We start from the raw sequence: 26,396 nt of genomic DNA, 5'->3' as shown, positions 1-26,396 counted from the left end.
CTGAACTTCCACGAGATTGTGCGCGCAAAATGAACAAAACGTTGACCACGCTATTTGCCCTGGCTGTCGCTTCCGTGACCGCCTTGTCCCACGCCCAGGAAGCCAAGGGCGACGTGGAAGCCGGCAAGCAAAAGATTGCCATGTGCATTGGTTGCCACGGCATCGTTGGCTACCAGGCCAGCTTTCCTGAGATCCACAAGGTGCCCATGATCTCGGGCCAGAGCGCCAAGTACATTGCGGCAGCGCTGGTCGCCTACCAAAAGGGCGAGCGCAAGCACCCCACCATGCGCGGCATCGCCGAGTCGTTGTCCGAGAAGGACATCGCTGACGTGTCGGCCTACTACGAACAACACGGCAAGACCGGTGCCGAACTGCCCGCCAAGCCCTCGCGTGAACCCAGCGTGCAAGTGGCCGAGCTGCTGAAGAAGGGCGCTTGCGTTTCCTGCCACGGCGACAACTTCGCCAAGCCCATCGACCCCTCTTACCCCAAGATCGCTGGCCAGCATGCCGACTACCTGTTTGTGGCGCTCAAGGCCTACAAGGTTGAGAAGAACGCCAACGTGGGTCGTGGCAACGCCATCATGGGCGGTGTGGCCAAGCAGTTCACCAACGCTGAACTGAAGGCCTTGGCCAATTACGTGAGCGGCCTTGACGGCGACCTGCACACGGTGCCCCAGTCGCGCTTCCGTTGATCAGCAGGCTGGCTGACTACAACAAAAAAAGCCCGCTTCGGCGGGCTTTTTGCTGGCCGGTTGAATCGTCAACGGCTGGCGGCCCATGCACCCAACGCCAGACATATGCAAGCCGTGACCGTCAGGCGCCATCGCAGCGGCAAGTACCACGTGGGAAGCAAGGTGCGCGCAGCCAGCCGGTGGTCTTGCACCAGGTGGGCTGCAAAGCCTGCTATCAGCAGCACGGCCCCTGCTGCAGGGGGCAATAGCGTGGCAGGCCAGGCCATCAGCGATGGCACCACGCTCCACACAAAGCAGTGCGTGCGTTCTGCGGCGCTCAGCCCGCTTTGTGCCATGGCAAAGCCCCAGTGCAGCGCGCCCACGAAACTCAGAATCACCGCGCCGTAGGCCAGCAGCGCCGCGCTCCACCACGGCGTGCCGGGCGCCCACAGGCCCACAACCGCCAGCGCCACAAACGGCAGCAGGCCCCCATAGCCCAGCCAGGCCACGGGCGATGGGATCGGCGCAGGGGGCGGTGAAGACAAGGGTGGTGCGGTGGGATGATGGTGCATGGGACCTCCAGGTGGGGTGCCTGCATTGTCTGGAAAGCGAGACTCCCGAGTGGGCTGCATGGTTGTGTGCGCCGTGCGCTGCGTGCAAAGCGCGCTGCGCCTACACAGGGTCGCCGTAGTGCCACGGTAAAATTGGAGATGGGTGTCGGCGCCATCGTGGCCCGGCAGGTTCATGCGCTGGTCGGGCCGCCGCGCGGTTTGTCTGCGACCCATGAACTCCTCTCCCACCCTGATCCAGGGGATTGGTGCCGTCCTGTTCGGCCTGGCCATTCTCCATACCTTCTCCACCAAGTACTTCGAACGTCTGGCGCACGTGCAGCCCAAGCATGCGGGCATCTGGCATCTGCTGGGTGAGGTAGAGGTCGTCTTCGGCTTCTGGGCCCTGGTGCTCATGCTGTTCACCTTCTCCCTCAGCGGCAAGCAGGAGGCCACCGCCTACCTGGACTCGCGCAATTTCACCGAGCCACTGTTCGTGTTTGCGATCATGGTTATTGCCGCCACCCGGCCAATCCTCCAGTTGTCAGGCTCTGCGGTGCGGGTGTTTGCCCGGTGCATGCCTTTTCAGCGCGGTGTGGCCGTGTACTTTGTGGTGTTGTCGGCCGTTCCGCTGCTGGGCTCCTTCATCACCGAGCCTGCTGCGATGACGCTGGCGGCACTGATGCTGCGTGACATCCTGTTTTCGCAGCCTTTGTCGAACCGACTCAAGTATTCGACCCTTGGCGTGCTGTTCGTCAACATCTCCATTGGCGGCACCCTCACGCCGTTCGCCGCGCCGCCGGTGCTCATGGTGGCGGCGCAGTGGAACTGGGATCTGTGGTTCATGGTGTCCCACTTTGGCTGGAAGGCGGCCGTGGCGGTGGTGGTCAACGCTGGCATCGCCACGCTGCTGTTTCGCCGCCAGGTGGGGCACATGGGGCGCAAGGTCGCGACGGATGAGGCGCCCGTGCCTGTGTCCGTCATGCTGGTGCACTTGGTGTTCTTGGCGCTGGTAGTGCTTTTTGCGCACCATCCAGCTGTGTTCCTGGGCCTGTTCCTGTTTTTCATGGGTTTCACCACGGCCTACCAGCGCCATCAAAACCCGCTGATCTTGCGCGAGGCCTTGCTCGTGGCTTTCTTCCTGGCCGGTCTGGTGGTGCTGGGTGGCGTGCAGCAGTGGTGGTTACAGCCGGTGCTCATGAAGATGGATGCCAACGCCGTGTTCTTTGGTGCTGCGGCGCTCACGGCCTTCACGGACAACGCAGCGCTGACTTACCTGGGCTCTTTGGTCGAAGGCCTCAGCCATGAGTTCAAGGTGGCCTTGGTGGCAGGTGCGGTGACCGGCGGTGGCCTGACCGTGATCGCGAATGCGCCCAACCCGGCAGGCGCGGCGATCCTGAAAGAGAAGTTTGCTGACAACGCCATCCGCCCGCTCGGACTGCTGCTCGGGGCTTTGCCGCCTACGATGGTGGCGGTGCTGGCGTTTCGCTTGTTGTAGTCGTTACCGCTCGGCCAACACGGCCTGGCTGGTCATGGCCTCGCAGATGGCGCGGATCTGCGGGCGCATGAGCCGGGCCACCTCGTCGCGCCGGTGCGACTCCAGCCGCCCCGAGATCGCTGCCACGCTGATGGCGGCGATCGGGTTGTCTGGCGGAAAAGCGATACCGATGGCTGCTGTACCTGGTGTGACCACGCTGTCCAGAAACGCATAGCCCTTCTCGCGTCCCACCTTGATCGCCTCGCGCAGGTAGGGGGCTGTGACGAATCCGTACTTCTCGTACTTGGGCGCGTTGGCATCGATGATGGATTCGGCCTCGTCGGGAGGCAATGCGCACAGGATCGCCAGCCCGCCCGCACCCACGCCCAGCGGGCGGCGAATGCCCACGTCCAGCGCCAGCGATTTGATGGGGTAGTCGCCCAGTGCGCGGTGGGTGCACACGGCCTCCAGGCCGCTGCGCTCGCTCAGGTAGATGGTGTCCTGGGTGACTTCGGCCAGCTTTTGCAGCGCGCTGTCGCACAGCTCCGACAGCCGGTAGCGGGGGCGCGCGAGCAATCCCAGCTCGTACAGCAGCGGGCCCAGGTAGTACTTGCGTGTGTGGGCATCCCGGTCCACCAGGCCTTCGGCCTCCAGCCGGTGAAGCATGCGAAAGCAAGTGGACTGCGGCAGGCCGCTGGTGGCGGCGATCTCGCCGATGCGCATGCCACCTTTGCCACGAGACGCCACGATACGGAGCATCTGCACGACACGTTCGATGCTTTGAGTTCCTGTTTTCGAGTTTCCACTATGTGGCGGTTTATTTGTCTCTGATGGGACTGCTATGGTGTTTTTATTCATGTTGTCTTTGTAGTTTGTATCCACATAGTGGGCAATCTAGGGTTTACCCAGGCGATTGAGCTGTCGTTTGATTTTTTAATAAGTAATCAAACTATTTTTCAACTTCCACATAGTGGATAACTGGGTGAAGCCACATGTCTTACACGATGACTGAAAAGATCCTCGCCCGGGTTGCAGGGGTGCCTGCGGTCCGGGCGGGCGACGAGATCCTGGCCAGGCCGGATTTCGTGATTGCCTATGACTTTCCGGGCTACACGGATGTGTTCTTCAAGGAGGCCAAGGAGGACTTCGGTGTGGACAAGGTGCCCAGCCCCGAGCGCTTTGTGCTGTTCATCGACCACATGGTCCCGGCCGCCGCCCCCAAGGAGGAAGAGCTGCACAAGGTCACCCGCGCCTGGGGCAAGGAGCAGGGCGTGCCCGTGCACGAGCGCGAGGGCATTGGCCACCAAGTGTCGGCCGAGCTGGGCTACGCCACGCCGGGTGCATTTGCGGTGCATTTCGACGGGCATGTGAGCCAGCTGGGTGCGTTCGGCACGTTGGCCATCGGAGCGCGCAAGAGTGTGCTGGAGACCTTTGTCTCCGAGCGCATGGCGCTCGTGGTGCCGGGCACGGTCAAGATCGAAGTCACCGGCACGGTGCAGCCCGGTGTGATGGCGCGCGACATCTTCCACCACCTGGTACGGGTGATGGGGCCATCGTCCTGCCGCTTCAAGGTGGTGGAGCTGTGCGGCACTGTGATCGATGCCATGAGCATCGAGGGCCGCCAGACGATCTGCGGCCAGGCCATGTTCCTGGGCGCGACCACGATGCTGATTGCCCCCGATGCCAAGACGCTGGAACACGCCAAGGGCCGCTCCAAGATCGCCCTGGACCCGGTCTACCCCGATGCCGATGCGCACTACGACCGTGTGGTGACCGTGGACGTGAGCGACCTGGCGCCCATCGTGGTGGCGCCACCCAGCCCCGCCAATACCCGGGACCTGACCGAATACGCAGGCCTGGAAGTGCACATGGGTTACCTGGGCAGCTGCGCCAGCGGCCGCCTGGAGGACCTGCGCATTGCCGCCCAGGTGCTCAAGGGCCGCAAGATCAAGCCGGGCTTCCAGCTGCATGTGGTGCCCACCTCCCAGGCCATCATGTCGCAGGCCGCCAGCGAAGGCCTGATCTCCACCCTGGTGGATGCAGGCGCGTTCATCAGCTCGTCGAGCTGTGACTATTGCTATGGCCGCATTGCCACCATGACCGATGGCCAGCGCGCTGTGTCCACCGGCACGCTCAACACGCCCGGCCGCATGGGCAGTGCCGACTCCGAAATCTTCATCTGCAACGCTGCCGTGGTGGCGGCATCGGCCCTGGAAGGCTGCATCACCGACCCCCGGCCCTACCTCGCCTACACCGAAGGGAGCGCAGCATGACATTGCCCACCTTGCATGGCCGCGCGGCCTGGGTCTTCACCGAAGACGACTACGACATCGACCTGATTGTCGGCATCAAGAACATCAAGATCACCGACATCAATGAACTGGCGGCGGTCACCATGACCAGTTACGACCCTGGCTTTGCCCAATCCGTCTCCAAAGGTGATGTACTGGTGGGCGGCCAGAACTTTGGCTATGGCCACCCGCATTACCCGGCCATGCGCGCCATGCGCCACCTCGGGGTGGCCGGCGTGATCGCCGAGTCTTTCTCGCCCGGCTTCTTTCGGGGGGAGATCAGCATGGGCTTCCCGCTGATCACCTGCCCGGGCATCCGCGCCGCCACGCAGCGCTGGGACACTCTGCGAGTGGACTGGGAGCGCGGTGTGGTCGTCAACGAGCGCACGGGCCAGGCGCTGCCGTTCGAGCCCTGGTCGTCCACCGAGCGCGCCACCATCGAGGCGGGCGGGTTCACGCCGTATCTCAAAGCCCGGCTGGCGCGCGAGCGTGCAGCCGCTGCGGCGACATGACGGGCAGGAGCGCACCATGTTGCAGATGATTGTGAGCGGCGTCGCCCTGGGCGCCATCTACGGGCTCATCGCCCTGGGCATCGTGATGGTGTTCAAGGCGACGGGCATCCTCAACTTCGCGCATGGCGAAGCGGCCATGCTCTCGGCCTTTGTAGCCTACACACTGTTCAAGCTGGGCCTGCCGCTGTGGGCGGTGGTGCCGCTCACGCTGCTCTTTGGCGCGGCGCTGGGCATGGCGATCGAACGGTTCATCATCCGCCGCTTCATCGGCAAGGCACTGCTGTCGTCTGCGATCTGCACACTGGGCCTGTTCCTGGTGTTTGGCGACCTGGCCATCTGGGTATGGGGCAAGGACACGCAGGAGCTGCCCAGCATCTTCCCGGCTGCCCCCATCGACATCGGCGGTGTGATCGTCTCGGGCATCGACCTGGGCATCGTGGCCGTGTGCGCCACGCTGGCAGGTTTGCTGTTTGCGTTCTTTCGCTTCACGCGGTTGGGCATCGCCATGCAGGCCACCATGGAAAACCCCACGGCTGCGCGCCTCATGGGCATTCCGATCAAGCGCATCTATGCGCTGGCCTGGGCGCTGTCGCACGTGATCGCCGCCACGGCGGGCTTGCTGATTGCGCCGCTGACTTTCGTGCACTTTTCGATGATGCAGCACGCCCTGCACTTCGCGTTCGCCGCCGCGGTATTGGGCGGCATTGGCAGCATGCCGGGCGCGCTGCTGGGCGGCGTGATCATCGGCGTGTCGTCGAACCTCACGGGCGCCTATGTGTCCTCGGCCTGGAAGGACGCGGTGCCCTTCATCGTGATGCTGGTCATCCTGATCCTGCGCCCCCACGGTCTGCTGGCCCGCGCCCAGATCAAGAAGGTCTAAGGAGCTGCCATGACCAAAGTCTTTGACGCATACCCCTGGCTCGGCCCGCTGCTGTTCGTGCTGGCCTTCGTGCTGGCGCCGCTCGTGCCCGGTGGCTACGTGCTGTACATCTTCACGCTAGTCATCATCTATACGCTGGCCTCGTTTGGCACCAACATCCTCACGGGTTACACCAACCTGATCTCCATGGCGGGTGCCGTGTTCTTCGGCATCGGCGCCTATGGCTCGGCCATCCTGACTACGCACTTTGGTGTGCCGCTGGTGCTTTCGATGTTCATTGCGGCCAGCATCGCCACCGTGGTGGGCTTGCTGCTGGCGCTCCCCGTCCTGCGGCTGGAAGAGGTGTTCCTGGCGATTGCCACGCTGGGTTTCGTGATGATCTCGGTGGAGATCGCCAAGTCCAGCGGCGACATGTCGGGCGGCGAGAACGGCATGGGCGCGCCCGGCCCCACGCTGTTCGGCTGGGCGCTGGACGAGCGCGCGTACCACGTGTTCACCGCCGTGGTGCTGGCGGGTGCGCTGTGGGTGGCGCGCAACCTGGCGCGCAGCCGGTTTGGGCGTGGCTTTCTGGCCATCAAGGGCAGCGAGACAGCAGCTCGCGCTCTGGGCCTGAACACCACGGCGCTCAAGCTGGTGGCGTTTGGCGTCTGTGCCTTCTACACCGGCCTGTCGGGTGCGTTGTATGCACCGCTGGTGCGCTTCATCGACCCATCGCTGTTCAGCATCATGGTGTCGATCAGCTTCGTCTCGATGGTCATCGTGGGCGGCCTGGGCTCCATCCTGGGCTCGGTGCTGGGGGCGGTGTTCGTCATCGGTGCGCCACAGTTGCTCACCTACCTGGGGTTTGATCAGTTCCAGCGCGCGCTGTACGGCGTGGCCATGATCCTGGCGCTGATGTTCTTGCCCGACGGGCTGGCCAGCCTCTTCAAGCGCAAGCGCCTGCCCGGCGCAGATGCGGCGCAAAGCGGGGTGGCGCGATGAGAGTTTTGGACGACAAGACATTGCCGTTGCAGGCAACTGTGTCGGCAGCACCCGGTCGGGCAGCCCCATTGCTCAGCATTCAGGGCGTGCGCATGGCGTTCGGAGGCATCGTGGCCGTGCAGGACGTGAGCTTCGACGTGATGCCCGGTACGGTGCACGCATTGATCGGGCCCAACGGCGCTGGCAAGACGACGATGCTCAATTGCATCAGCCGCTTCTACACGCCCCAGCAAGGCTCCATGCGGTATCGCACGGCCGCAGGTGACGTGGAATTGCTGGGCTGCAAGGCGCACCAGGTGGCGCGCCTGGGCATTGCCCGCACCTTCCAGAACCTGGAGCTGTTTGCCGAACTGACCGTGTTTGACAACGTGCTGATTGCACGGTCGATGGCCATGCGCGCCACGCTGGTGGAAGCCCTGCTGGGCCTGCCACGCCAGCGCCGTGAGGAGCGCGAGGAACGTGAGCGTGTGGAGGCCGTGCTGGAGAAGCTCAACCTGCAAGCCCATGCCCATGCGGTGGTGCGCGACTTGCCTTATGGCACGCAGAAGCTGGTGGAGCTGGCCCGTGCCATGGCGCTGGAGCCACGCCTGATGCTGCTGGACGAGCCTGCAGCGGGCATGAACAACCGTGAGATCGATGCCCTGGGCGAAACACTCAAGCGGCTGCAGGCCAGCACGCAAGCGACCCTGCTGCTCATCGAGCACAGCATGCCCCTGGTGATGTCCATCTCGGACACGATCACCGTGATGCACAACGGCGCCTTCCTGGCGCAGGGCTCCCCCAGGGAGATCGAAAACCATCCCGCCGTGGTTGAGGCGTATCTCGGAGGAGGCAAGAGTGGCAAACGGCGTTGAACCATCCAGTGCGCCCGCACTGCTGAGCGTGGACAACCTGAGCGCGGGCTACGGCAAGATCCGCGCGCTGCACGGCGTGAGCCTGCGCGTACCGCAGGCCCGCATCGTGTGTGTGCTGGGCGCCAACGGCGCGGGCAAGACCACGCTGATGCGTGCACTCTCGGGGCTGCTGCCCGTCAGTGACGGGCAAGCCATTTTTGACGGCCAGTCCATCGCCAACGTGCCTGCCGAAGCGCTGGTGCGGCGCGGCATTGCCCATGTACCGCAAGGCCGCATGGTGTTTGCGCAACTCACCGTGCGCGACAACCTGGTGCTGGGTGGGTACACCCGCCCAGCCGCCGAGGTGCGCGACGACATCGACCGGGTGCTGGGTTACTTCCCCCGGCTCAAGGAACGCATCACGTCCCGCGCCGGCACGCTGTCGGGCGGCGAGCAGCAGATGCTGGCCATTGCCCGGGGCCTGCTGGCCAAGCCGCGCCTGCTGATGCTGGATGAGCCCTCCATGGGCGTGGCACCCATCCTGAAAGACGCCATCTTCGAAACGCTGCGCGACATCCGCGACCGCGAAAACCTCACGCTGCTGATCGTGGAGCAGGACGCAGACATCGCGCTCGACATCTCCGACGAAGGCTATGTCATCGAGACCGGCCGTGTCGTGATGCAAGGCCCGGCCGCCGAGCTGGCAGGCAACGAAGACATCCGCCGTGCCTACCTGGGCGGCTGACCGCAGGCTCGGCTTTGCAAGTTCCTTCCCCCATGTTCCCTTCCCACCGATAAACACAGGAGACAAACCATGACCCACCTCACTCCCCGCCGCACCCTGCTGGCCGCTGCAGCTGCCAGTCTGATGGCCGCCACCTTGGGCGCGCATGCCTTTGAGAACAAGGAAGAGGGCGTGCTGACCCAGGAGATCGTGCTCGGCTCGTCACAGCCGTTGTCCGGCACGCTGGCCTACATGGGCAAGGCCGTGGACGAAGGCATGCGCACCTACTTCGACATGGTCAACGAGCAGGGCGGCGTCAATGGCCGCAAGATCAAGCTCATCACCTATGACGACGAACTCAAGCCCGCCAAGTCGGTGGCCAACGCCAAGCTGCTGGTGGAGCGCGACAAGGTGTTTGCCATGGTGGGCAACATCGGCCACGCCACCAACATCAGCGCCTACGAATACAGCTCCACCAAGAAGGTGCCCACCATTGGCGCGCTGAGCATCTCCGACCTGACCTCCAACCCACCACGCGACCTGCTGTACGTGCTGCCATCGCCCCAGTCCACCGAGACGGCGGCCTACATCGACCACGCGGTGGAGGTGCTCAAGGCCAAGAAAATCGCAATGCTCTACCAGAACGACGGCTGGGGCAAACCGGCCTACGACATTGCGGTGCAGCGCATGGAAAAGCACGGCATGAAGCTGGTGGAGGCGCAGACCTTTGAGCGCTTTGCGACCGACCTGACCTCGCAGGTCTTCAAACTCAAGCAGGCTGAGCCGGACGTGGTCATCGTCTACGCGCTGGGCCAGGAGGCGGTGCAGTTCTTCCGCGGTGCCGAAAAGCTGGGCTGGAAGCCCACGGTGTTTGGTGCGGGGGGGCTCAACGACCCCAAGTTCATCGAGCTGCTGGGCAAGACGCAGTCCAAGCTGTATGTGGCCTCTTACTACGACGCGGTGGATGGCAACAACCCAGCCATCCAGTCGTTCTTCCAGCGCTACACCAAGCTGTATCCCAAGTCGGCTCCCACCTCGATGGCGCTCATGGGCTATTCGTCGGCCGCTGTGACGGTCGAGGCCTTGAAGCGCACCGGCGCCGAACCGAGCCGCGCTAAGGTGGTGGCCGAGCTGGATGGCATGAAGGACTTTGACCAGAAGATCGGCCCCAAGATCACCTTCCAGCCCGTCAGTGCTGGTGGCTATGCGCGGCGCGGCCAGACGGGTGTGGCGCTGATGGAGCTCAAGGACCAGAAGTTCGTGTCCATGGGCAGCTACATCGACCCCGTGAAACGTTGAGGACACCCGCCATGACAACAAGCTTGCGACAACAGCTGCGTGCGCGCATCCAGTCGGGCCCTACCTTCTGGATGGCCGGTGCGCAGGACGCCCTCTCGGCCCTGCTGGTGGACCAGTCGGACTTTGACGGCATCTTCACCACGGGGTTTGGCATCTCGGCATCGCTGCTGGGCCAGCCAGACATGGAGGTCTACACACTCAGCGAGAACGTGGGTGTGGTGCACCACATCGTCAACGTGGTGAAAAAGCCTGTGTTTGCCGATGCCGACACCGGCTACGGCAATGTCATCAACGTGGCCCGCACCGTGCGCGAGTTCGAGAAGGCGGGCGTGGCCGCGATCTCGATCGAAGACCAGATCAGTCCCAAGCGCTGCCCGGCGGCGGCGGCGGTGACGCCTGTGGTGTCCATCCCCGATGCCGTGGCGCGCATCAAGGCGGCGGTGGATGCCCGCCAGGACCCGGACTTCCTCATCGTCGCACGCACCGATGTGGCCGACCCCGAGGAGGCCATCGAGCGCGCCGTGCGCTTTGCGGAGGCGGGGGCGGACCTGATCCAGCCTATCTCGCGCACTTTCAAGGGCTATGAAGACCTGGTGCGCTTGCGCAATGCCTCGGGCCGCCGCCTGTCGCTGCAGCTCATGCAAGGGCTGTGGATGTCGCGTCTCACGCGGTCGCAGATCGAAGAGGTGGCGGCTTTTGCGACTTATCCGGTGGTCACGCTGATGAGCACGGTGCACGCCTTGCAGAAGAACCTGGCCACGCTGTCGGCCCGCCGCACGGGCGATGTGGACGGCTTGCCCTGCGGACAGACCAGCATGGCCGACTTCAAGGAAGTGATCGGCTGGAAGGCGATGGAAGAGCGCCAGGCGCACTACGAGGCGGGTTGATCGCCACACGCCCGAAAGGGCCGTGGTGTTGATGCAGGCCAGTGCCCTCGCGGGTGCTGGCCTTTTTTGTTGCCTGGACTGACTCTCGGGCGCTGGGCTGTACCTTCAGTCGCGCGTCGCGCGCCGCTGCACGCAGGCGATGTAGGCGTCGCCATCAGGCGGGCGGCCTGCGCGCTGGCTCTCCCATAGCATCTCGCCCAGGCAGTCCATGGCAGCGTGGTGGGCGTCGTGCAGCGAGTCGAGCCGCGCCGTCAGCAGCTCCACCGCCTGGCGTATGCCACGGGGCTGGTCGATGCTGCACTGTTCGCTGATCGACAGGTGCATTGACAGGTGCAGGAACGGGTTGGTCTGCCCCGGTGTTTCGTCGTAGTTGCGTGCCACGGCAGCATCGGCGTCGGACAGGTCGGCGTGGTACTCGGGGTGCTCGGCGATCCACAGGCTGGCCAGCGTCTCGATGGCTTCCATGGGGGCGCCGCTCTGGGTCTTGGCGTGTACACCACACAGAAAGCGGCGCACATCGGCTTGGGAGGGGCTGAACATGGGGCGTGAGGGTAGCACGCAGGGCAAGGGCCTGGCGTCAGAGTGGAGGCGGGGGAGGGGATGCGGATTGCGCCCGGCTGCTACATCGCGCCGGGGCGGCGTCCTACGCGGGCTGTGCGCCGGCGCACCTACATTGGGCTGGCGCAAGGGTCGGGAGCCGGGTCCACTTTGCTGCAGTCCTTCAAACCCGGCATCGGGAGAAGTGTCATGAATGCAATGCGAATCGTTGGTGTGCTGTTGTTGGTGGTGGGCCTTGCCGGGTTTCTGACCGGGGGGTTCAGCTTTACCAAGGACACCACCCAGGCCAAGATCGGTCCGCTGGAGTTGACCGTGAAAGAAAAGGAATCCGTGAATATCCCCCAATGGTTGAGCCTGGGCGCGATGGTTCTCGGCGGCGTGGTGCTGGTGCTCGGCTTTCGCAAGAACTGATTTCATCCACCGTGGCGAGTGACGGGTGTTGCGGCTCCGGTTCTCGCCCTATCCACGTAAGACGGAAATTGGAGCTTTAGCACCGGCCGCTCGTTGCGGTGGGTGATCCCTGGTGCCGGTTGCCGACAGCCGTTATCTGTCACCCCCTCGGCGCTCCCATCATGCGCGAGATGGTCCGGGCCGCACTCAGCAGTGCGGGCAGCAGGCTCTCCTGCATCACCGCCGCACTTGTGCGATTGGCCTGACCGCTGATGTTGAGCGCCGCCACCGTCTGCCCCGTGCGGTTGGTCAGCGGCGCAGCAATCGATATCAAACCCTCTTCCAGCTCCTGATTAACCAGGCACCAGCCCTGCTGACGCGCCTGGCGGATGTGGGCCAGCAGTGCATCCACATCGGTGGTGGTGTGTTCGGTAAAGCGCTGCGTGGGGTGGCCTTGCAGCCGGGCCTGCAGTTCGTCGTCCGGCAACCCGGCCAGTAGCATGCGGCCCATGGACGTCCAGCACGCGGGCAGGCGCGAGCCCACGCCCAGCGTGGTGCGCATGATCTTGTGCGTGGGCACGCGCAGCACATAGACGATGTCCAGGCCGTCGAGCACGGCGGCCGACGACGACTCGCGCACCTGTTCCACCAAGTCTTCCATCACCGGCTCGGCCAGGTTCCAGATGGGCAGCGAGGACAGGTACGCAAACCCCAAATCCAGAATGCGCGGGCTCAGGCGAAACAGCTTGCCGTCCGTCTCCACATAACCCAGCGTCTGCAGCGTGAGCAGGATGCGGCGCGCACCGGCGCGCGTGAGACCTGTCTGCGCGGCGACTTCACTCAAGGTCTGCTGCGGTGTGGCAGCGCTGAACGAGCGGATCACCTCCAGCCCGCGCGCGAACGACTGCACATAGCTGTCGCTCGGTTTGGGGTCTTTGGCTTCAGGGGTTTGGGAATTCATACGTATGCCAACTATAATTCTTTAAGCGAACATTTGTTCTATATACGAACAAATTTCAAAGAGACAACAGAGAAACCAAGAAAGAGTTGCAATGATCAACAAACTGGCGGACTCGGTGGCCCAGGCCCTTGCGGGGGTGGAGGATGGTGCCACGGTGTTGATAGGCGGGTTCGGCACGGCCGGCATTCCGGGCGAGCTGATCGATGGCCTCATCGCCCAGGGGGCACGCGACCTCACTGTGGTCAACAACAACGCAGGCAATGCCGACCAGGGCCTGGCCGCGCTGCTCAAGGCGGGCCAGGTGCGCAAGATCATCTGCAGCTTTCCGCGCCAGGTGGACAGCTATGTGTTCGATGACCTGTATCGCAGTGGCAAGCTGGAGCTGGAACTGGTGCCCCAGGGCAATCTGGCCGAGCGCCTGCGCGCTGCGGGCGCGGGCATCGGCGCCTTTTTCTGCCCCACGGCCTATGGCACCGAACTGGCTGCGGGCAAGGAAACGCGTGAGATCAATGGCAAACACTACGTGCTCGAATACCCCATCCACGGCGATGTGGCCCTGGTCAAGGCCGAGAAGGGCGACCGCTGGGGCAACCTCACCTACCGCATGTCGGCGCGCAACTTTGGCCCCGTGATGGCCACGGCTGCCAAGACCACGATTGCCACCGTGCACGAGGTGGTGGAGCTGGGCGCGCTGGACCCGGAAGCCATCGTCACCCCGGGCATCTATGTGACGCATGTGGTGAAGATCGACCGCACGGCCACGCAGGCGGGCGGATTCAAAAAATCCGCGTGATATCGGCCCCAAGCGCAGAAAGAACAAGCATGAGCAGCTATCAAAAGCGTAGTAAAGACGAGCTGGCGAAACGCGTGGCGCAAGACATCCACGGCGGTGCCTACGTCAACCTGGGCATCGGCCAGCCGACCCTGGTCGCCAACCACATCCCGGCTGGCCGCGAAGTCATCCTGCAAAGCGAAAACGGCATCCTGGGCATGGGCCCTGCGCCCGCTGCGGGGCTGGAGGACTATGACCTGATCAACGCGGGCAAGCAGCCCGTCACGCTGCTGCCCGGCGGCGCGTACTTCCACCACGCCGACAGCTTCGCGATGATGCGCGGCGGGCACCTCGACATCTGCGTGCTGGGTGCCTTCCAGGTCAGCGCCACGGGCGACCTGGCCAACTGGAGCACGGGCGAGCCCGGCGCCATCCCCGCCGTGGGCGGGGCCATGGACCTGGCCATCGGCGCCAAGCAGACCTGGGTGATGATGGACCTGCTGACCAAGCAGGGCGCGAGCAAGATCGTGACGCAATGCACCTACCCGCTCACCGGTGTCGCCTGCGTGAAGCGTATCTATACCGATCTGTGCACACTGGCCTGCACGCCCTCCGGGCTGCAGCTCATCGACATGGTGCCCGGCCTGTCGCACGCCGAGCTGGAGCAACTGGTGGGCCTGCCCATCCGCCCCGCCGCCTGAACGAATCCACCCCCCAGAAACGAGGAGACAAAACCGTGAGCCCACAACGCCAAGCCTTCATCTGCGACGCCATCCGTACCCCCTTCGGCCGCTACGGCGGCGCGCTCTCCAGCGTACGCACCGATGACCTGGGTGCCATCCCCATCAAGGCGCTGATGGATCGCAACCCCGGCGTGGACTGGGCGGCCGTGACCGACGTGCTCTACGGCTGCGCCAACCAGGCCGGTGAAGACAACCGCAACGTGGCCCACATGAGCAGCCTGCTGGCGGGCCTGCCCATCGACGTGGCCGGCGCCACCATCAACCGCCTGTGCGGTTCGGGGCTCGATGCCGTGGGCACCGCAGCGCGCGCGATCAAGGCGGGCGAGGCAGGTCTGATGATCGCGGGCGGTGTGGAGAGCATGAGCCGCGCCCCCTTCGTCATGCCCAAGGCAGAGTCGGCCTTCAGCCGTAACAACGCGGTGTATGACACGACGATTGGCTGGCGCTTTGTCAACAAGCTGATGAAGGAAAAGTACGGTGTGGACTCCATGCCCGAAACCGCCGAGAACGTGGCCACCGACTTCAAGATTGAGCGCGAAGCCCAGGACCAGATGGCCCTGCGCAGCCAGCTCAACGCCGTGGCCGCCATCAAGGCCGGCCATCTGGCGCGCGAGATCGTGCCGGTGCACATCCCGCAAAAGAAGGGCGACGCGATCATCGTGAGCCAGGACGAACACCCCCGCGAGACCAGCCTGGAAGCGCTGGCCAAGCTCAAGGGCGTGGTGCGGCCCGATGGCACGGTGACGGCGGGCAACGCATCGGGCGTGAACGACGGCGCCTGCGCGCTGCTGCTGGCCGATGAAGCCAACGCTGCCAAATATGGCCTCAAGCCCCGCGCCCGCGTGGTCGGCATGGCCGTGGCCGGTGTGGCGCCGCGCATCATGGGCTTTGGCCCCACGCCTGCCACCCTGAAGGTGCTGGCGCAGACGGGCCTGACCATCGACCACATGGACGTGATCGAACTGAACGAAGCCTTTGCCGCGCAAGGCCTGGCCGTGCTGCGCGCGCTGGGCCTCAAGGACGACGATGCCCGCGTGAACGCCTGGGGCGGCGCCATTGCGCTGGGCCACCCGCTGGGCGCCAGCGGCGCGCGCCTGGTCACCACTGCCGTCAACCGCCTGCACGAACACGCCGGGAAGTACGCGCTGTGCACCATGTGCATCGGCGTGGGCCAGGGCATTGCCGTGATCCTGGAGCGCGTGTGACCGTGATTGAGCGCAACCCGACACCGGTCACTGTCATCACGGGTGCCAGCAACGGCATCGGCCGCGCGATTGCCGAAGCCGTGTTATCCCTGGGCCACGCCGTGGTCAACCTGGACTACGTGCTGCCCACCTGGAGCCACCCGCAACTCACCTCGCACCAGGGCGACCTGACCGACGAAGACTCGACCCGCGAACGCGCGGCCGAGATCGCGGCCAAGCACAACGTCACCGCACTGGTGAACAACGCGGGCGCCACGCGCCCTGGCACCATCGACACCGCCACCACCGCGCAGCTGGATGACGTGGTGGGCCTGCACCTGCGTGCACCCATGCTGCTGGTGCAGGCCTTTCTGCCCACGCTGCGCGCCAGCGGGCAGGGCCGCATCGTCAACATGTCGTCGCGCGCCGCTTTGGGCAAGGGCGAGCGCATCGTCTACTCCGCCACCAAGGCCGGAATGATCGGCATGACACGCACGCTGGCCATGGAGTTGGGGCGTGACGGCATCACCGTCAACGCGATTGGTCCCGGGCCGATTGCCACCGAACTCTTCCGCCAGAGCAACCCTGACGGTGCGCCGCAGACGCAGCGCATCCTGAACAGCATTGCCGTGGGCCGCATGGGCACGCCCGACGACGTGGCGCGCGCCGCGCTGTTTTTCCTCTCGCCCGACAACGGTTTCGTGACCGGGCAGGTGTTGTACGTGTGCGGAGGCACCACGCTGGGAGTGGCGCCTGTTTAGCAACCTGAACTGATCTTCCTTGCCGCCCCGCAAGGGGCACCCCCCGTTCTCGTCCGGAGGCCTCGGCGCCCGGTTGAGGCCACGGCGCGGCCAGACGCGGGCCCACGCGGCGCTGGTGGCACCGACCCATTCATTCATCCACCTTCTTGAAGGAGACAAACCATGACCCGTTCCATCCACGCCACCCGCCGCTTCGCGCTGTCGGCCGCTGCAGTCACCGCCCTCGCCGGTATCGGCCTGCTGGGCAGCAGTACTGCGCTCGCCCAGGCTTATCCGAGCAAGCCCGTCACCATCGTCGTGCCCTTTGCAGCAGGTGGCACCACCGACATCTTGGCCCGCATCATCGGCCAGGCGCTGACCACGGAGCTGGGCCAGTCGGTCATCGTGGACAACCGTGCGGGCGCGGGCGGCAACATCGGCGGCGCCATGGCGGCCAAGGCCCCGGCAGATGGCTACACCCTCTTTATGGGCACGGTGGGCACGCACGCCATCAACGCCAGCCTGTACAAGAAGATGCCGTTCGACCCCATCAAGGACTTTGCACCGCTCACGCGCGTGGCCAACGTGCCCAACCTGCTCGTGGCCAACCCGGCACAGCCCTACAAGACGGTGAAGGAGCTGATCGCCTACGCGAAGGCCAACCCCGGCAAGGTCAACTTCGGCTCTTCGGGCAACGGCAGCTCCATCCACCTGTCGGGCGAGCTGTTCAAGAGCCTGGCCAAGGTGGACATGGTGCATGTGCCCTACAAGGGCAGCGCACCCGCTGTGACCGACCTGCTGGGCAACCAGATCGGCATCATGTTCGACAACATGCCCTCGGCCATTCAACACGTGCGCAGTGGCAAGCTGGTGCCCATTGCCGTGACCACGGCCAAGCGCTCGCCCGAGCTGCCCAATGTGCCGACCATCGCCGAAGCCGGCGTGCCCGGCTATGAAGCCACCTCGTGGTTTGGCATGTTTGCGCCCGCCGGCACGCCTGCGCCGGTGCTGGCCAAGCTCAACACCGCACTGGTGAAGGTGCTGAACCAGGCCGAGGTGAAGAAGAAGATCAACGAGCAGGGTGCCGAGACGTACAGCGAAACGCCCGAGCAGTTTGCTGCCTTCATCCAGGCCGAGTCCGTCAAGTGGGGCAAGGTCGTGAAGGAGTCTGGGGCGAGCCTGGACTAAGCGCAGTCGAGATTTTTGCGGCTACCAGATTGATAGCTGCTACCGCTCATGCATCGGGCGGTAGCAGCTATTTTTGCTTCACATCAGGCAGCCGGGCTCACTGCACCCGGTACACACGCCCCGTCTGCGCACCTTCCACGCTGCGCTGGTAGGCCAGCGCCACGCGCGCGGCGGGCACCGGCTCGAACCCCGGGAAGAACGGCCCGTAGCTGCCCATCGACTCGGTCAGCACCGTGGGGCTGATGGCGTTGATGCGCAGGCCGCGTGGCAGCTCGATGGCGGCTGCAGCCGCAAAGCCTTCGATGGCCGCGTTCACGGCCGTGGCGCTGGCGCCGTTGCGGATGGGCTCAATCGACAGGATGCCCGCCGTCAGCGTGATGGAGCCGCCATCGTTCAGATACTTCTGGCCGACCAGCGCCAGTTGCACCTGGCCCAGCAATTTGTCCTGCAGGCCCAGGTTGAACTGCTCGGCCGTCATTTCCGCCAGCGGGCCAAAGTGCAGGTTGCCTGCGGTGCTCACGATGGCATCGACTTTGCCCACCGCCTCGAACAGTTGGGCAACCGCCCCTGGCTGCGAGAAGTCCGCACGGTGCGTGCCGCTGCTGCGGCCTACGGTGATCACGTCGTGGCGTGCGCCCAGGTTGGCCAGCACGGCCTGGCCGATGGTGCCGCTCGCGCCGATGAGAAGAATCTTGGACATGGTGTTTTCCTTGGGTGTCAAAAAGGGTTGATGAGGAACTGACAGCCCGATTCTTTTGCTAATCAATCGGAACATAAAGTACCTTCAAGTTATGCTTGTGCTAACCATTGATTAGGAATTGAGGGAGTTGCCGTGGACAAGCTGCGCAATATGGAAGTCATGGTGGCCGTGGTGGAGGCCGGCAGCTTTGCCGCTGCCGCGCGCCAGCTGCAGATCTCCGCCGTGATGGTGGGCAAGCACATCCAGCAGCTGGAGACCCACCTGGGCGCGCGCCTGTTCCAGCGCAGCACGCGCCAGAACAGCCTGACCGAGGTGGGCGCCGCGTTCTACGACGACAGCAAACGCGTGCTGGAGCAGGTGCGCTGGGCCGAGTCCGCCGTGGAGCGCAGCCGCGCCGTGCCGCAGGGCCTGCTGCGAGTGAGCGCGCCCTTCACGCTGGGCAACCACGTGATCGCGCCGCTGGTGGCCGACTTTCTGCAGCGCCACGACCAGGTGCGTGTGGACCTGCAGCTCACCGACAGCGTGGTGGACCTGGCAGGCGAGGGCTTTGACGTGGCCGTGCGCATTGGCCAGGTGGTGAACGAGGGCCTGGTGGCGCGCCCGCTGCGCCCCTACCGCATGGTGATTGCCGCAGCACCCGCGTACCTGCAGCGCCACGGCACGCCCGAACGCGCGGCCGACCTGGCGCGCCACCAGTGCCTTAGCCACTCGGTGTGGCAGCGCCGGGTGGAATGGACCTTGCGCGACGGCAACGAGGATTTCTTCTGGCCCGAGAACGCGCGCTTTGTGTGCAACCAGGGCGATGGCCTGCGCCAGGCGGCGTTGCGCGGCCTGGGCCTGATCATGCAACCCGAGGTGCTACTGGCCGACGACCTGGCCAGTGGCGTGCTGGTGCCGGTGATGCAGCACTGCCTGCCCGTGCCGCGCCCGATGCACCTGGTGTATGCGCCCGACCGGCGGCAACTGCCCAAGCTGGCGCGGTTTGTGGAGCATGTGGTGGGCGCGCTGGGCGCAGCCTGAGCGGTGCGGGTCAGGCTTGTGCGCCGGGGCGTGCAGCTGGAGACCTGGGGCCTTGGGCGTGATGCCCAGGGTCGCTCACTCCACGGCGTCGCGGGGCGCCATGGGCCCGATCTTGAACACGCCGCTCACCCGCGCGCAGGGCACGCCATCAGCTGTGACCAGCCCTTGCGCAAACACCAGCGAGCGTGTGATGCGCAGCGGCTCGGCCTCGCCCTCCACCCAGGCGCCCAGCGGGGCGGGGGCCAGGTAGTCGATCTGCAGGCTGATGGTGGGCAAGAAGCGGTCCGACACCTGATCGCTTTTGCGGTGCACCGACAGCGGCACCAGCATGTCGCAGAACGTGGCCATCATGCCGCCGTGCAGGTTGCCCATGGGGTTGGTGTGGCGCGGCTCCACGCGAAAGCCGAACTTCACCACGTTGCCCTGGTGCAGCACATACAGCGGGCCGTTGTGCTGGATGTAAGGGCCCCCGGCCACCAGCGGCGCAAAACCTGCGGGGATGGGGGCGGTGGTGGCGTTCTCGGGGGCGTGCGTCATCAGCGGGCTTCCTTTTCAATGTCGTTGGCAAAACTGGCGTCCTGCAGGCTGCTGCGGGTGGCGTCACCCTGCAGCCAGCCGCCGTACACCGTGCGAAAGTCGGCCACGATCTGCGCGAGCGGCATGTCGTCAAACGCGCCGCGCTGGTGCACGTATTCCATGTGGCGTGCGCCCGACTGGTCGAACGGGTGGTAGATGGAATCGTTCTCGCCGTCGAACTCCAGCGGCAGCAGGCCAAAGCGCTCGCACAGCTCGATGTTGAAGGCGGGTGTGGCCTTGCGCCAGGCCCCGTCCAGCCAGATGTCGGTGTAGCCATGCCAGATGAAGAGGTCGGTCTTCATGGTCTCGCGCATGCGCTCGGTGCTCAGGTGGTTGCGCACATCGGCAAATCCCATGCGCGCCGGGATGCCCGCCGCACGGCACACGGCCGTCAGCAGCGCGGCCTTCGGCACGCACCAGCCGTAGCCGTTGGCCAGCACGGTGCTGGCCGTCATGCCCTGGGGCGACAGGTCGATGCGGTAGGGGTCGTAGCGGAAACCATCGCGCACGGCCAGGTACAGGGCCACCGCGCGTTCGCGGTCGGTGGCGCCACGCGCGTGTTCGGCGGCAAAGGCCGTCACAGCAGGGGCGTCGCTGTCGATGAGGGCCGTGGCGCGCAGGTGGGCGGGAGTGGGGGCGGTGGTCATTGTTGTGTGTCTCCTGCAGTCGGACGGAGGCCAGTGTGCGGGCCTCGGGCACCCGATGCTGTCACAGGTGCGCCAGCCTTGCTGCGCCAGGGCTGGAAGCCTTGGTCACACCCGCCATGCGGGCAGCTCCCAGTTGCGCCACACCGCCAGCCCGCGCAGCCCGGCGGTGAGCAGCACGCAGACCACCAGCGGCGCCCAGTCGGGAGCCTGCATCTGGCGCAGGGCCACGTCGGCCCAGCCGCCCGCAAACGCGCACAGCGCATAGGGGCGGTGGTCGCTGAAGGCCTGGGGCACCTCGTTGCACAGCACGTCGCGCAGCACACCGCCAAACACGCCCGTGGTCACGCCCATCATCACGCTGATGATGGGTGGCATGCCAATGGCGGTGGCAATGTCCACGCCCACAGCGGCAAACAGGCCCAGGCCGATGGCGTCGGGCAGCAGCATGGCGCGCTCGGTGGGCTCAAAGTGCCGCTGGCGCATGAACAGCATGGCGCCGATGCACAGCGCCAGAATGCCCCACACAAACTCGGTGTGGCGAATCCAGAAAAAGGGCCGCTGGTCCAGCAGCAAATCGCGCAGTGTGCCCCCGCCAAACGCGGCCACGAAGGCCACCACACACACGCCCACGGCATCCAGCCGCTTGCGCGCGGCGGCCATCACGCCCGACAGTGCGAAAGCCACGGTGGCGGCCACTTCCAGCACAAAGCGCAGGGTGTGCACCCAGGGGGCGTTGATGATCAGCGAATCCATGGCGACGATTGTGCCGTGGCCGCTGGCGATTCCATGGGAGGTTGATTGCTATATATTTGATAGCTATTGAGGCATGAATCAGTAGCGCTTGAGCGCATTTTGAGCAAAGAATGTGCAGATGGGCGTTGTGTATGCCCGGTGGGCCCCTTCAGGTCTCGGTGCAGCACTCGCCTGCGTCCACTCAGCGCAGCAGGCCCTCGCCCAATGCGCAGGCCACCAGCGCCAGCACACATCCGCCCAGGCCCAGCCACCCCAGCCGCAGTGCCCAGCGCTGGGTGGCCTGCGGCCACAGGTTCATGGCCAGCACCAGCAACCAGCCCAGCACCATCCATGCGGCCAGCACCAGGGCCACACCGGCGACCCAGCCAGCAGCCAGGCTGGCGGTGGTGGTCTGCAACAGCAAGGTGCCCAGCGCCACCGCCTTGGCGCGCCATCGCGCCGCCCCCGTGGGTGTGTCATCGCCCCACGCACGGGTGGGCACTGTGCGGGCCCAGCAGGCCAGTGCCACCAGCGAGGCCAAGGCGGCGGCAATGCCCAGCAGTTCGTTCATGCGGTCTCCGAGGGCTGTGGGTGGCGCGGGGTGTGACGGGTGCGGCTGCGATGGGCCAGGCCCCGGGCCCCCAGCCGGTGGTGCAGCGGCCGCACGCTGCTGCAGGCTGCTGCCGTGCAGAGCATGGCAGCCACCCAGCCTTGCTGCAGCCCCGCCTTGGCGGCCAGGCCGGCACAGGCCAGCCCTGCCAGCAGCCACAGCAGGGCGCTGGTGCGGGGCGCCCAGGTGCGCACCGTGGCCGCAGGCAACCCGACAAAAAACGACAGCAGCAGGCCCAGCATGCCGGCCGATCGAGCGGGCTCAACCGCCACGATGTGGGCCAGACGGAATGACTCCACCGCCAGCGCCGCGCAAAGCCAGAAGGGCAGGTGCGTCAGCTGTGCCAACGGCCAGGGGCGGCCCGTGTGGGACACCACATGCCGTGGTGCCGCCGGGATGACAGCAATGGACGGGCGGCTCCCCCGGCGCCGATGAGTCTGCTGCACCCGCTGCGGGCCCATGAACGCCGCCACGCCCGCACAGGCCAGACCCGTGGCCGCAAGGCCCAGGGCCATGGCGGGTGCCAGGGCGCTACCGAGTGCCAGGCCGGTGAGCGCCGCCACAGCCAACAGCGCCCCGGTGCTGCCCAGCGCCACCCGCCACAGCGCCAGCGTGCGCAGCGCCCACGCGGCCAGGGCCGACATCAGCAGCCACACGGCAATGAGCACCCACACCGTCCACACCGGCCGCTGCGCCAGCGGGGCCAAGCCCGCAGGTCCCCACAGGTGTACGAACACCGCCACGAGGAGCGCGGCGGGCACGGTGGCATGCAGGGCCAAAAAGAAACGTTGCATGGTGGGTGTGGTGTGGAAGGTGGGGGCTGGTGCCCGTCAGCCCGCCGCGATGGCGTTGCCTGCGGACGCCGGATGTGCCGCGTCGGCCTCGCGCCTGCGCTGCTGGCGCGCATCCAGCCAGATCAGCGTGCCCGAGATCGACAAAAACGCCGGGGTCATGCCCAGAAAGAAATACAGCCACTTGAGCGCCAGCCCGCCAAAGTCGCCAAAGTGCAGTGGCTCCATCAGGCTGTTGACCAGCGACCAGAAGCCCGCCGTGCGTGGGTCGTGCACCTTCTTGGGAACGCCCGTGACGGCATGGATGTCCACCCGCGCGGTGCTGGCCAGGTGGCCGCTCAGGTTGCCGGTGAAACCCGCCTCGGCGGTGCCCGTGCCCCAGCGGCGCAGCGACACATAGCGCGCCTCCAGCCCCGGCACGGCCTGCTGCGCGGTGGCATACATCGCATCCAGCGACTGCATGAGCACGGGCTCGTTGCCCTCGGCCCTGCGCGCGGGCTGAGAGGGCGCCATTGCGGCAGGGGTGGTGATGAACTTGTAGCCCTGCTCGAACAGCGGCGCCAGCCCCATCCAAGCGCCTGTGGCGGCAATCAGGATATGAAAACCCAGGCCCCAGATGCCTGCGGACTTGTGCAGGTCCGACATCACCACCCGAAAGCTGCGGCCCCAGCGCTGGGTGAACAGCTCGGCCAGGATCTTGCGATGGATGACGATGCCGGTGGCAATCAGCACCAGCATCGCCGCGCCGAGGAACCCCACGATCCAGCGCGGCCCGAAGAACAGGAATACATGCAGCATGCGCAGGTACTGGCCGAGCTGGCTGTCCACCGGGCCCACCACCGTGCCGGTGTCGGAGCGCAAGGCCACCTTGGTGCGGGTGTTGGCAGGCGCGCCGCGCTCGCGCACGAACGCGAAGTAGCTGGGGTTGACGGCATCGGGCAGCGCAATGGTTTCCACCGTGGCGCCTGGGTAGCGGGTCTGCAGCTGCGTGAGCACCGCGTCGAGCGAGGCCGGCTTTTCGGAGCGTGGCAGCTTGGCCAGTGAAGGGTTGGCCCAGAGGTCGATCTCGTTCTTGAACACCACCACCGCGCCCGAAAAGCACACGATGAACAGCAGCAACCCCGTGACGATGCCCGCCCAGGAGTGCAGGGTGAAGAGGCGGTTGAGCGTGCGCTGGCTGGTCATGGCGTGTGGGCGGCGGGGTAGGGGCGCTGCGTCAGAAGAAGTACGTCACGCCCAGGCTGAAGCTGCGGGGCAATGCGGGCGAGACCACGTTGGCGTTGATCGCGCCGTCGTAGTACGCCTTGTTGAACACGTTCTTCACGCCCGCCGTCACGCGGTAGTTCTCGCCCACATAGCTGATGGACGCATCGGCCACAAAGTACGACGGCAGCGTGAAGGGGTACGAGCCGATCTGCTCGCTCACATAACGTCCGCCCAGGCCCAGCGTCACCCGCTGGTACTGCGGCAGCTTGTAGGTGGCCCAGGCCGTGAGCGTGTGGCGCGGCGTGAGGTTGAGCGGCAGGCCCACAATCGCCGCGTTGTTATCGCGCGTGACCTTGCTTTGTGTGTAGGTGTAGGCGCTGGTGATCTTCCAGCCGTTCTTCAGGTCGGCACCCAGCTCCAGCTCCAGCCCGCGCGCGCGCTGCTCGCCGGTCTGCACGCTGAAGCCCGTGTTCACCGGGTCGGCGGTGGTCACGTTCTGGCGCACCAGGTCGAACACGGCGAGCGCGCCGGTGATCTGGCCGCCGGGGGCCTCGTACTTCACGCCCGCCTCCCACTGCTTGCCGGTTTCGGGTACGAAGTTCGATCCACCAAACGTCAGGCCCGATTGGGGCAGGAAGGACTCGCCATAGCTGCCATACGCGGCCCAGCCCGGCTTGAACTCGTACACCAGGCCGGCCGACAACGTGGTGGCGTTGTCCTTCTGGCGCGTCTGCGTGTTGGCCACGCGGTTGTTGGTGTCGTTGGTGGACCAATCGCGGCGCAGGCCTACCAGGGCCGTCCAGCCCTGGCCAAACTTGATCTGGTCCTGCGCATACAGGCCCGCCACGGTGAGCTTGGAAGGCGCATCGCTGGTCAGCGCCTCGGGGCAGGTGGCCTGCATGCCGTACACGGGCGCAAACAAGTCCAGCGCGCCGATGCGGCAGGTGCGGCTGGCCAGCAGGCTGGTGCCGCTGCGCACATCCAGGCCCGTCACCAGCTGGTGCTTTACGCCCAGCGCCTCGAAACGTGACAGCAGCGAGGTGTCGGTGGCCAGCAGGTCGTAGTCCATGTACTGGCGCGAGGCCTGGCGGTTCTGCAGCCGCTGGTTGGCCTGCAATGCCTGGTTGGAGACGAAGTTGCCCGTGCCCTTCTCGGTCTCGTAGCGCACGTTCTGGCGGAAGGTCATGGCATCCGACAGGCGATGCTCCAACGCATAGCCCACCGTGGTGCTTTCCACGTCATACACACCGAAGCTCGGGTCGCCCGTGAACATCGTGCGTGACAACGTGCCATTGCGGTTGGGCAGCACCGTGCCGTACGGCGTGATGCCCTGCTGGCGCATCCACTCGCTCTGGCTGTAGGTGGCAAACAGCACCAGGTCGGTCTGCGCGCCCAGGTCGATGGACAGCGACGGCGCAAACCACCGGTCCTTGCGGTAGACGAACTGCGTGGGGTCGTCGGCGTTGGACACCTGCGCATTGATGCGAAGCGCCGTCTTGCCGGATTCGGACAGCGGCCGGTTGATGTCGGCCTGCAGCGTGCGCTGGCCAAAGCTGCCCATTTCCACGCCCACTTCGTTGATCGCCTCCTTCTTGGGCCGTTTGCTCACCGCATTGACGATGCCGCCCGGCTGCACCTGCCCGTAGAGCACCGAGGCCGAGCCCTTGAGCACCTCGAAGCGCTCGTAGCCATAAGGCTGCAGCTTGGCCCACATGCCCGGGCTTTGCACCAGGCCATCGACCAGGATGGACTCGGTGGAGCGAAAGCCACGGATATTCAGATCGTCAAACCCGCGGCGCCCAAAGTTGACAGGGCTGACCCCCGCCACGGTCTGCAGCGCTTGCTGCACATTGGTGATCTGCCGCGATTCCATCTGCTCGCGCGTGACCACGCTGACGGACTGCGGAGTTTCGAGCCGCCGCATGGGCGCCTTGCTGGCGGTTTGGGCCTCCACGGGTGCAAAGCCCATGTCTTTTTCGGTGCTGGCGTTGATGCGGACTTCTTGGAGCTGGGGCGCGGTGGCGCTGTGGGCAGAGGCCGCGGCCTCTGCTGCCGGTGCGTCAGCCTGCTGGGCCATTGCGGCCTGGGCCAGGCAGAGGGCAAGGGGTGTCAGGGCGAACAGACGGGCTTGGCAGACCGAAGGAATGGCATGCGCCAAAGTGCGGGCAGCGCTGGACGCCAGGGCTGCGCGAGAGGGCTGGAAAGGCATGGGTGTCCCGTTGGAGAGTGGGCAAAACGCGGAGTGCACTGGCTCGCGTGATGTCCCGGGACGCTGGCTGGCTGAAGGTGATGGATTGTAATGCGAATGATTATCTTTTGCGACAATGGTACTGCATTCCTTTGCTCCGGCTTTGGTCGCGTGCGACCGGCCGCCAGCCTTTCTTGGGGATGGCGAATTGGGGCAAACTCCCGGGCTGCTGATCGTTGAGAGGACGTCTGGTGAGACGCTTTGCTGCAGTCCTGGGACTGACCCTT

General features: G+C 65.5%; 29 protein-coding genes. 17 read left to right on the top strand and 12 right to left on the bottom strand.

What is annotated here, in order from left to right; all coding sequences use genetic code 11:
* Positions 1 to 29: 29 nt before the first annotated feature.
* Positions 30 to 692: a cytochrome c gene (locus ASD75_RS15330; RefSeq protein ID WP_056746840.1), complete on the top strand. Its 663-nt coding sequence runs from the start codon at positions 30 to 32 to the stop codon at positions 690 to 692.
* Between the two features lie 68 nt (positions 693 to 760).
* On the opposite strand, the gene ASD75_RS15325 is transcribed toward ASD75_RS15330, so the two are convergent.
* A complete protein-coding gene (locus ASD75_RS15325; protein WP_056746839.1) occupies positions 761 to 1,243 on the bottom strand; it encodes a DUF3429 domain-containing protein in 483 nt (160 codons plus the stop codon).
* A 211-nt stretch (positions 1,244 to 1,454) separates the two neighbouring features.
* On the opposite strand from ASD75_RS15325, the gene ASD75_RS15320 reads away from it, so the two are divergent.
* The gene (locus ASD75_RS15320; RefSeq protein ID WP_056746838.1) at positions 1,455 to 2,717 is read left to right on the top strand and encodes a putative Na+/H+ antiporter; all 1,263 of its coding nucleotides are present in this window, start codon (positions 1,455 to 1,457) and stop codon (positions 2,715 to 2,717) included.
* A gap of 3 nt (positions 2,718 to 2,720) precedes the next feature.
* Here the strand turns inward: ASD75_RS15320 and ASD75_RS15315 are convergent, their stop codons facing one another.
* Positions 2,721 to 3,554 (bottom strand): IclR family transcriptional regulator, encoded by an 834-nt coding sequence (locus ASD75_RS15315; RefSeq protein WP_056746837.1) that lies wholly within the window; start codon positions 3,552 to 3,554, stop codon positions 2,721 to 2,723.
* Between the two features lie 146 nt (positions 3,555 to 3,700).
* Here ASD75_RS15315 and ASD75_RS15310 point away from each other — a divergent pair, with 146 nt between their 5' ends.
* The 8 genes from ASD75_RS15310 (at position 3,701) to ASD75_RS15275 (ending at position 11,103) form a co-directional block, all read left to right on the top strand.
* On the top strand, positions 3,701 to 4,969 hold the full coding sequence (locus tag ASD75_RS15310; protein WP_235511637.1) for an aconitase family protein: 1,269 nt from the start codon (positions 3,701 to 3,703) through the stop codon (positions 4,967 to 4,969).
* Complete coding sequence (locus ASD75_RS15305) at positions 4,966 to 5,499, top strand: 3-isopropylmalate dehydratase (RefSeq protein ID WP_056746835.1); 534 nt, start codon at positions 4,966 to 4,968, stop codon at positions 5,497 to 5,499. Before ASD75_RS15310 ends, ASD75_RS15305 begins: the two co-directional genes overlap by 4 nt.
* A 16-nt stretch (positions 5,500 to 5,515) precedes the next feature.
* On the top strand, positions 5,516 to 6,379 hold the full coding sequence (locus tag ASD75_RS15300) for a branched-chain amino acid ABC transporter permease (RefSeq protein ID WP_056066095.1): 864 nt from the start codon (positions 5,516 to 5,518) through the stop codon (positions 6,377 to 6,379).
* A gap of 9 nt (positions 6,380 to 6,388) precedes the next feature.
* Positions 6,389 to 7,360, top strand: a complete 972-nt coding sequence (locus tag ASD75_RS15295; RefSeq protein ID WP_056066094.1) for a branched-chain amino acid ABC transporter permease — start codon at positions 6,389 to 6,391, stop codon at positions 7,358 to 7,360.
* Positions 7,357 to 8,214, top strand: a complete 858-nt coding sequence (locus tag ASD75_RS15290; RefSeq protein WP_235511636.1) for an ABC transporter ATP-binding protein — start codon at positions 7,357 to 7,359, stop codon at positions 8,212 to 8,214. The genes ASD75_RS15295 and ASD75_RS15290 overlap by 4 nt, the downstream gene beginning before the upstream one ends.
* Positions 8,198 to 8,938 (top strand): ABC transporter ATP-binding protein, encoded by a 741-nt coding sequence (locus tag ASD75_RS15285; protein WP_056746833.1) that lies wholly within the window; start codon positions 8,198 to 8,200, stop codon positions 8,936 to 8,938. Before ASD75_RS15290 ends, ASD75_RS15285 begins: the two co-directional genes overlap by 17 nt.
* Positions 8,939 to 9,007: 69 nt before the next feature.
* Positions 9,008 to 10,216, top strand: coding sequence for an ABC transporter substrate-binding protein (locus ASD75_RS15280; protein ID WP_056746832.1), 1,209 nt, complete (start codon positions 9,008 to 9,010; stop codon positions 10,214 to 10,216).
* An 11-nt stretch (positions 10,217 to 10,227) separates the two neighbouring features.
* The gene (locus ASD75_RS15275; RefSeq protein ID WP_056746831.1) at positions 10,228 to 11,103 is read left to right on the top strand and encodes an oxaloacetate decarboxylase; all 876 of its coding nucleotides are present in this window, start codon (positions 10,228 to 10,230) and stop codon (positions 11,101 to 11,103) included.
* Positions 11,104 to 11,208: 105 nt separating this feature from the next.
* Here the strand turns inward: ASD75_RS15275 and ASD75_RS15270 are convergent, their stop codons facing one another.
* Positions 11,209 to 11,643: a DUF1841 family protein gene (locus tag ASD75_RS15270; protein WP_010459392.1), complete on the bottom strand. Its 435-nt coding sequence runs from the start codon at positions 11,641 to 11,643 to the stop codon at positions 11,209 to 11,211.
* Between the two features lie 207 nt (positions 11,644 to 11,850).
* Between ASD75_RS15270 and ASD75_RS15265 the strand changes: the two genes are divergently transcribed.
* Positions 11,851 to 12,072, top strand: coding sequence for a hypothetical protein (locus ASD75_RS15265; protein ID WP_199170782.1), 222 nt, complete (start codon positions 11,851 to 11,853; stop codon positions 12,070 to 12,072).
* A 139-nt stretch (positions 12,073 to 12,211) separates the two neighbouring features.
* Here ASD75_RS15265 and ASD75_RS15260 read toward each other — a convergent pair whose 3' ends face one another.
* A complete protein-coding gene (locus tag ASD75_RS15260; protein ID WP_056746830.1) occupies positions 12,212 to 13,012 on the bottom strand; it encodes an IclR family transcriptional regulator C-terminal domain-containing protein in 801 nt (266 codons plus the stop codon).
* Positions 13,013 to 13,103: 91 nt separating this feature from the next.
* Between ASD75_RS15260 and ASD75_RS15255 the strand changes: the two genes are divergently transcribed.
* The 5 genes from ASD75_RS15255 (at position 13,104) to ASD75_RS15235 (ending at position 17,639) form a co-directional block, all read left to right on the top strand.
* Positions 13,104 to 13,805, top strand: coding sequence for a 3-oxoacid CoA-transferase subunit A (locus tag ASD75_RS15255; RefSeq protein ID WP_056746829.1), 702 nt, complete (start codon positions 13,104 to 13,106; stop codon positions 13,803 to 13,805).
* 29 nt (positions 13,806 to 13,834) lie between these two features.
* A complete protein-coding gene (locus ASD75_RS15250) occupies positions 13,835 to 14,485 on the top strand; it encodes a 3-oxoacid CoA-transferase subunit B (protein ID WP_056746828.1) in 651 nt (216 codons plus the stop codon).
* 35 nt (positions 14,486 to 14,520) lie between these two features.
* Positions 14,521 to 15,732, top strand: coding sequence for a 3-oxoadipyl-CoA thiolase (gene pcaF / locus ASD75_RS15245; protein WP_056746827.1), 1,212 nt, complete (start codon positions 14,521 to 14,523; stop codon positions 15,730 to 15,732).
* Positions 15,729 to 16,472, top strand: coding sequence for an SDR family NAD(P)-dependent oxidoreductase (locus ASD75_RS15240; RefSeq protein WP_056746826.1), 744 nt, complete (start codon positions 15,729 to 15,731; stop codon positions 16,470 to 16,472). Before pcaF ends, ASD75_RS15240 begins: the two co-directional genes overlap by 4 nt.
* Before the next feature lie 162 nt (positions 16,473 to 16,634).
* On the top strand, positions 16,635 to 17,639 hold the full coding sequence (locus ASD75_RS15235; RefSeq protein WP_056746825.1) for a tripartite tricarboxylate transporter substrate binding protein: 1,005 nt from the start codon (positions 16,635 to 16,637) through the stop codon (positions 17,637 to 17,639).
* 97 nt (positions 17,640 to 17,736) lie between these two features.
* Here the strand turns inward: ASD75_RS15235 and ASD75_RS15230 are convergent, their stop codons facing one another.
* The gene (locus ASD75_RS15230) at positions 17,737 to 18,339 is read right to left on the bottom strand and encodes a short chain dehydrogenase (protein WP_056746980.1); all 603 of its coding nucleotides are present in this window, start codon (positions 18,337 to 18,339) and stop codon (positions 17,737 to 17,739) included.
* A 132-nt stretch (positions 18,340 to 18,471) separates the two neighbouring features.
* Here ASD75_RS15230 and ASD75_RS15225 point away from each other — a divergent pair, with 132 nt between their 5' ends.
* On the top strand, positions 18,472 to 19,359 hold the full coding sequence (locus ASD75_RS15225; RefSeq protein WP_056066055.1) for a LysR family transcriptional regulator: 888 nt from the start codon (positions 18,472 to 18,474) through the stop codon (positions 19,357 to 19,359).
* Positions 19,360 to 19,434: 75 nt separating this feature from the next.
* Here ASD75_RS15225 and ASD75_RS15220 read toward each other — a convergent pair whose 3' ends face one another.
* The 7 genes from ASD75_RS15220 to ASD75_RS15190 form a co-directional block, all read right to left on the bottom strand.
* Positions 19,435 to 19,896, bottom strand: coding sequence for a PaaI family thioesterase (locus tag ASD75_RS15220; RefSeq protein ID WP_056746824.1), 462 nt, complete (start codon positions 19,894 to 19,896; stop codon positions 19,435 to 19,437).
* The gene (locus ASD75_RS15215; RefSeq protein WP_056746823.1) at positions 19,896 to 20,582 is read right to left on the bottom strand and encodes a transglutaminase family protein; all 687 of its coding nucleotides are present in this window, start codon (positions 20,580 to 20,582) and stop codon (positions 19,896 to 19,898) included. The genes ASD75_RS15220 and ASD75_RS15215 overlap by 1 nt, the downstream gene beginning before the upstream one ends.
* 105 nt (positions 20,583 to 20,687) lie before the next feature.
* The gene (locus tag ASD75_RS15210) at positions 20,688 to 21,335 is read right to left on the bottom strand and encodes a trimeric intracellular cation channel family protein (RefSeq protein WP_056746822.1); all 648 of its coding nucleotides are present in this window, start codon (positions 21,333 to 21,335) and stop codon (positions 20,688 to 20,690) included.
* A 181-nt stretch (positions 21,336 to 21,516) separates the two neighbouring features.
* Positions 21,517 to 21,885 (bottom strand): hypothetical protein, encoded by a 369-nt coding sequence (locus ASD75_RS15205; protein ID WP_056746821.1) that lies wholly within the window; start codon positions 21,883 to 21,885, stop codon positions 21,517 to 21,519.
* Positions 21,882 to 22,718 (bottom strand): hypothetical protein, encoded by an 837-nt coding sequence (locus tag ASD75_RS15200; protein WP_056746820.1) that lies wholly within the window; start codon positions 22,716 to 22,718, stop codon positions 21,882 to 21,884. Before ASD75_RS15200 ends, ASD75_RS15205 begins: the two co-directional genes overlap by 4 nt.
* A 36-nt stretch (positions 22,719 to 22,754) precedes the next feature.
* Positions 22,755 to 23,900 (bottom strand): PepSY domain-containing protein, encoded by a 1,146-nt coding sequence (locus ASD75_RS15195; RefSeq protein WP_056746819.1) that lies wholly within the window; start codon positions 23,898 to 23,900, stop codon positions 22,755 to 22,757.
* Between the two features lie 31 nt (positions 23,901 to 23,931).
* Entirely contained in the window at positions 23,932 to 26,130 is a 2,199-nt protein-coding gene (locus tag ASD75_RS15190) for a TonB-dependent siderophore receptor (protein WP_082565039.1), read from the bottom strand.
* Positions 26,131 to 26,396: the final 266 nt, after the last annotated feature.

Source organism: Acidovorax sp. Root568 (assembly GCF_001427445.1).
In the GTDB taxonomy this organism is placed as follows: Bacteria; Pseudomonadota; Gammaproteobacteria; order Burkholderiales; family Burkholderiaceae_C; genus Acidovorax; species Acidovorax delafieldii.
The sequence above is the reverse complement of the archived record's forward strand: the minus strand, read 5'-3'. Positions and strand labels throughout refer to the sequence as shown.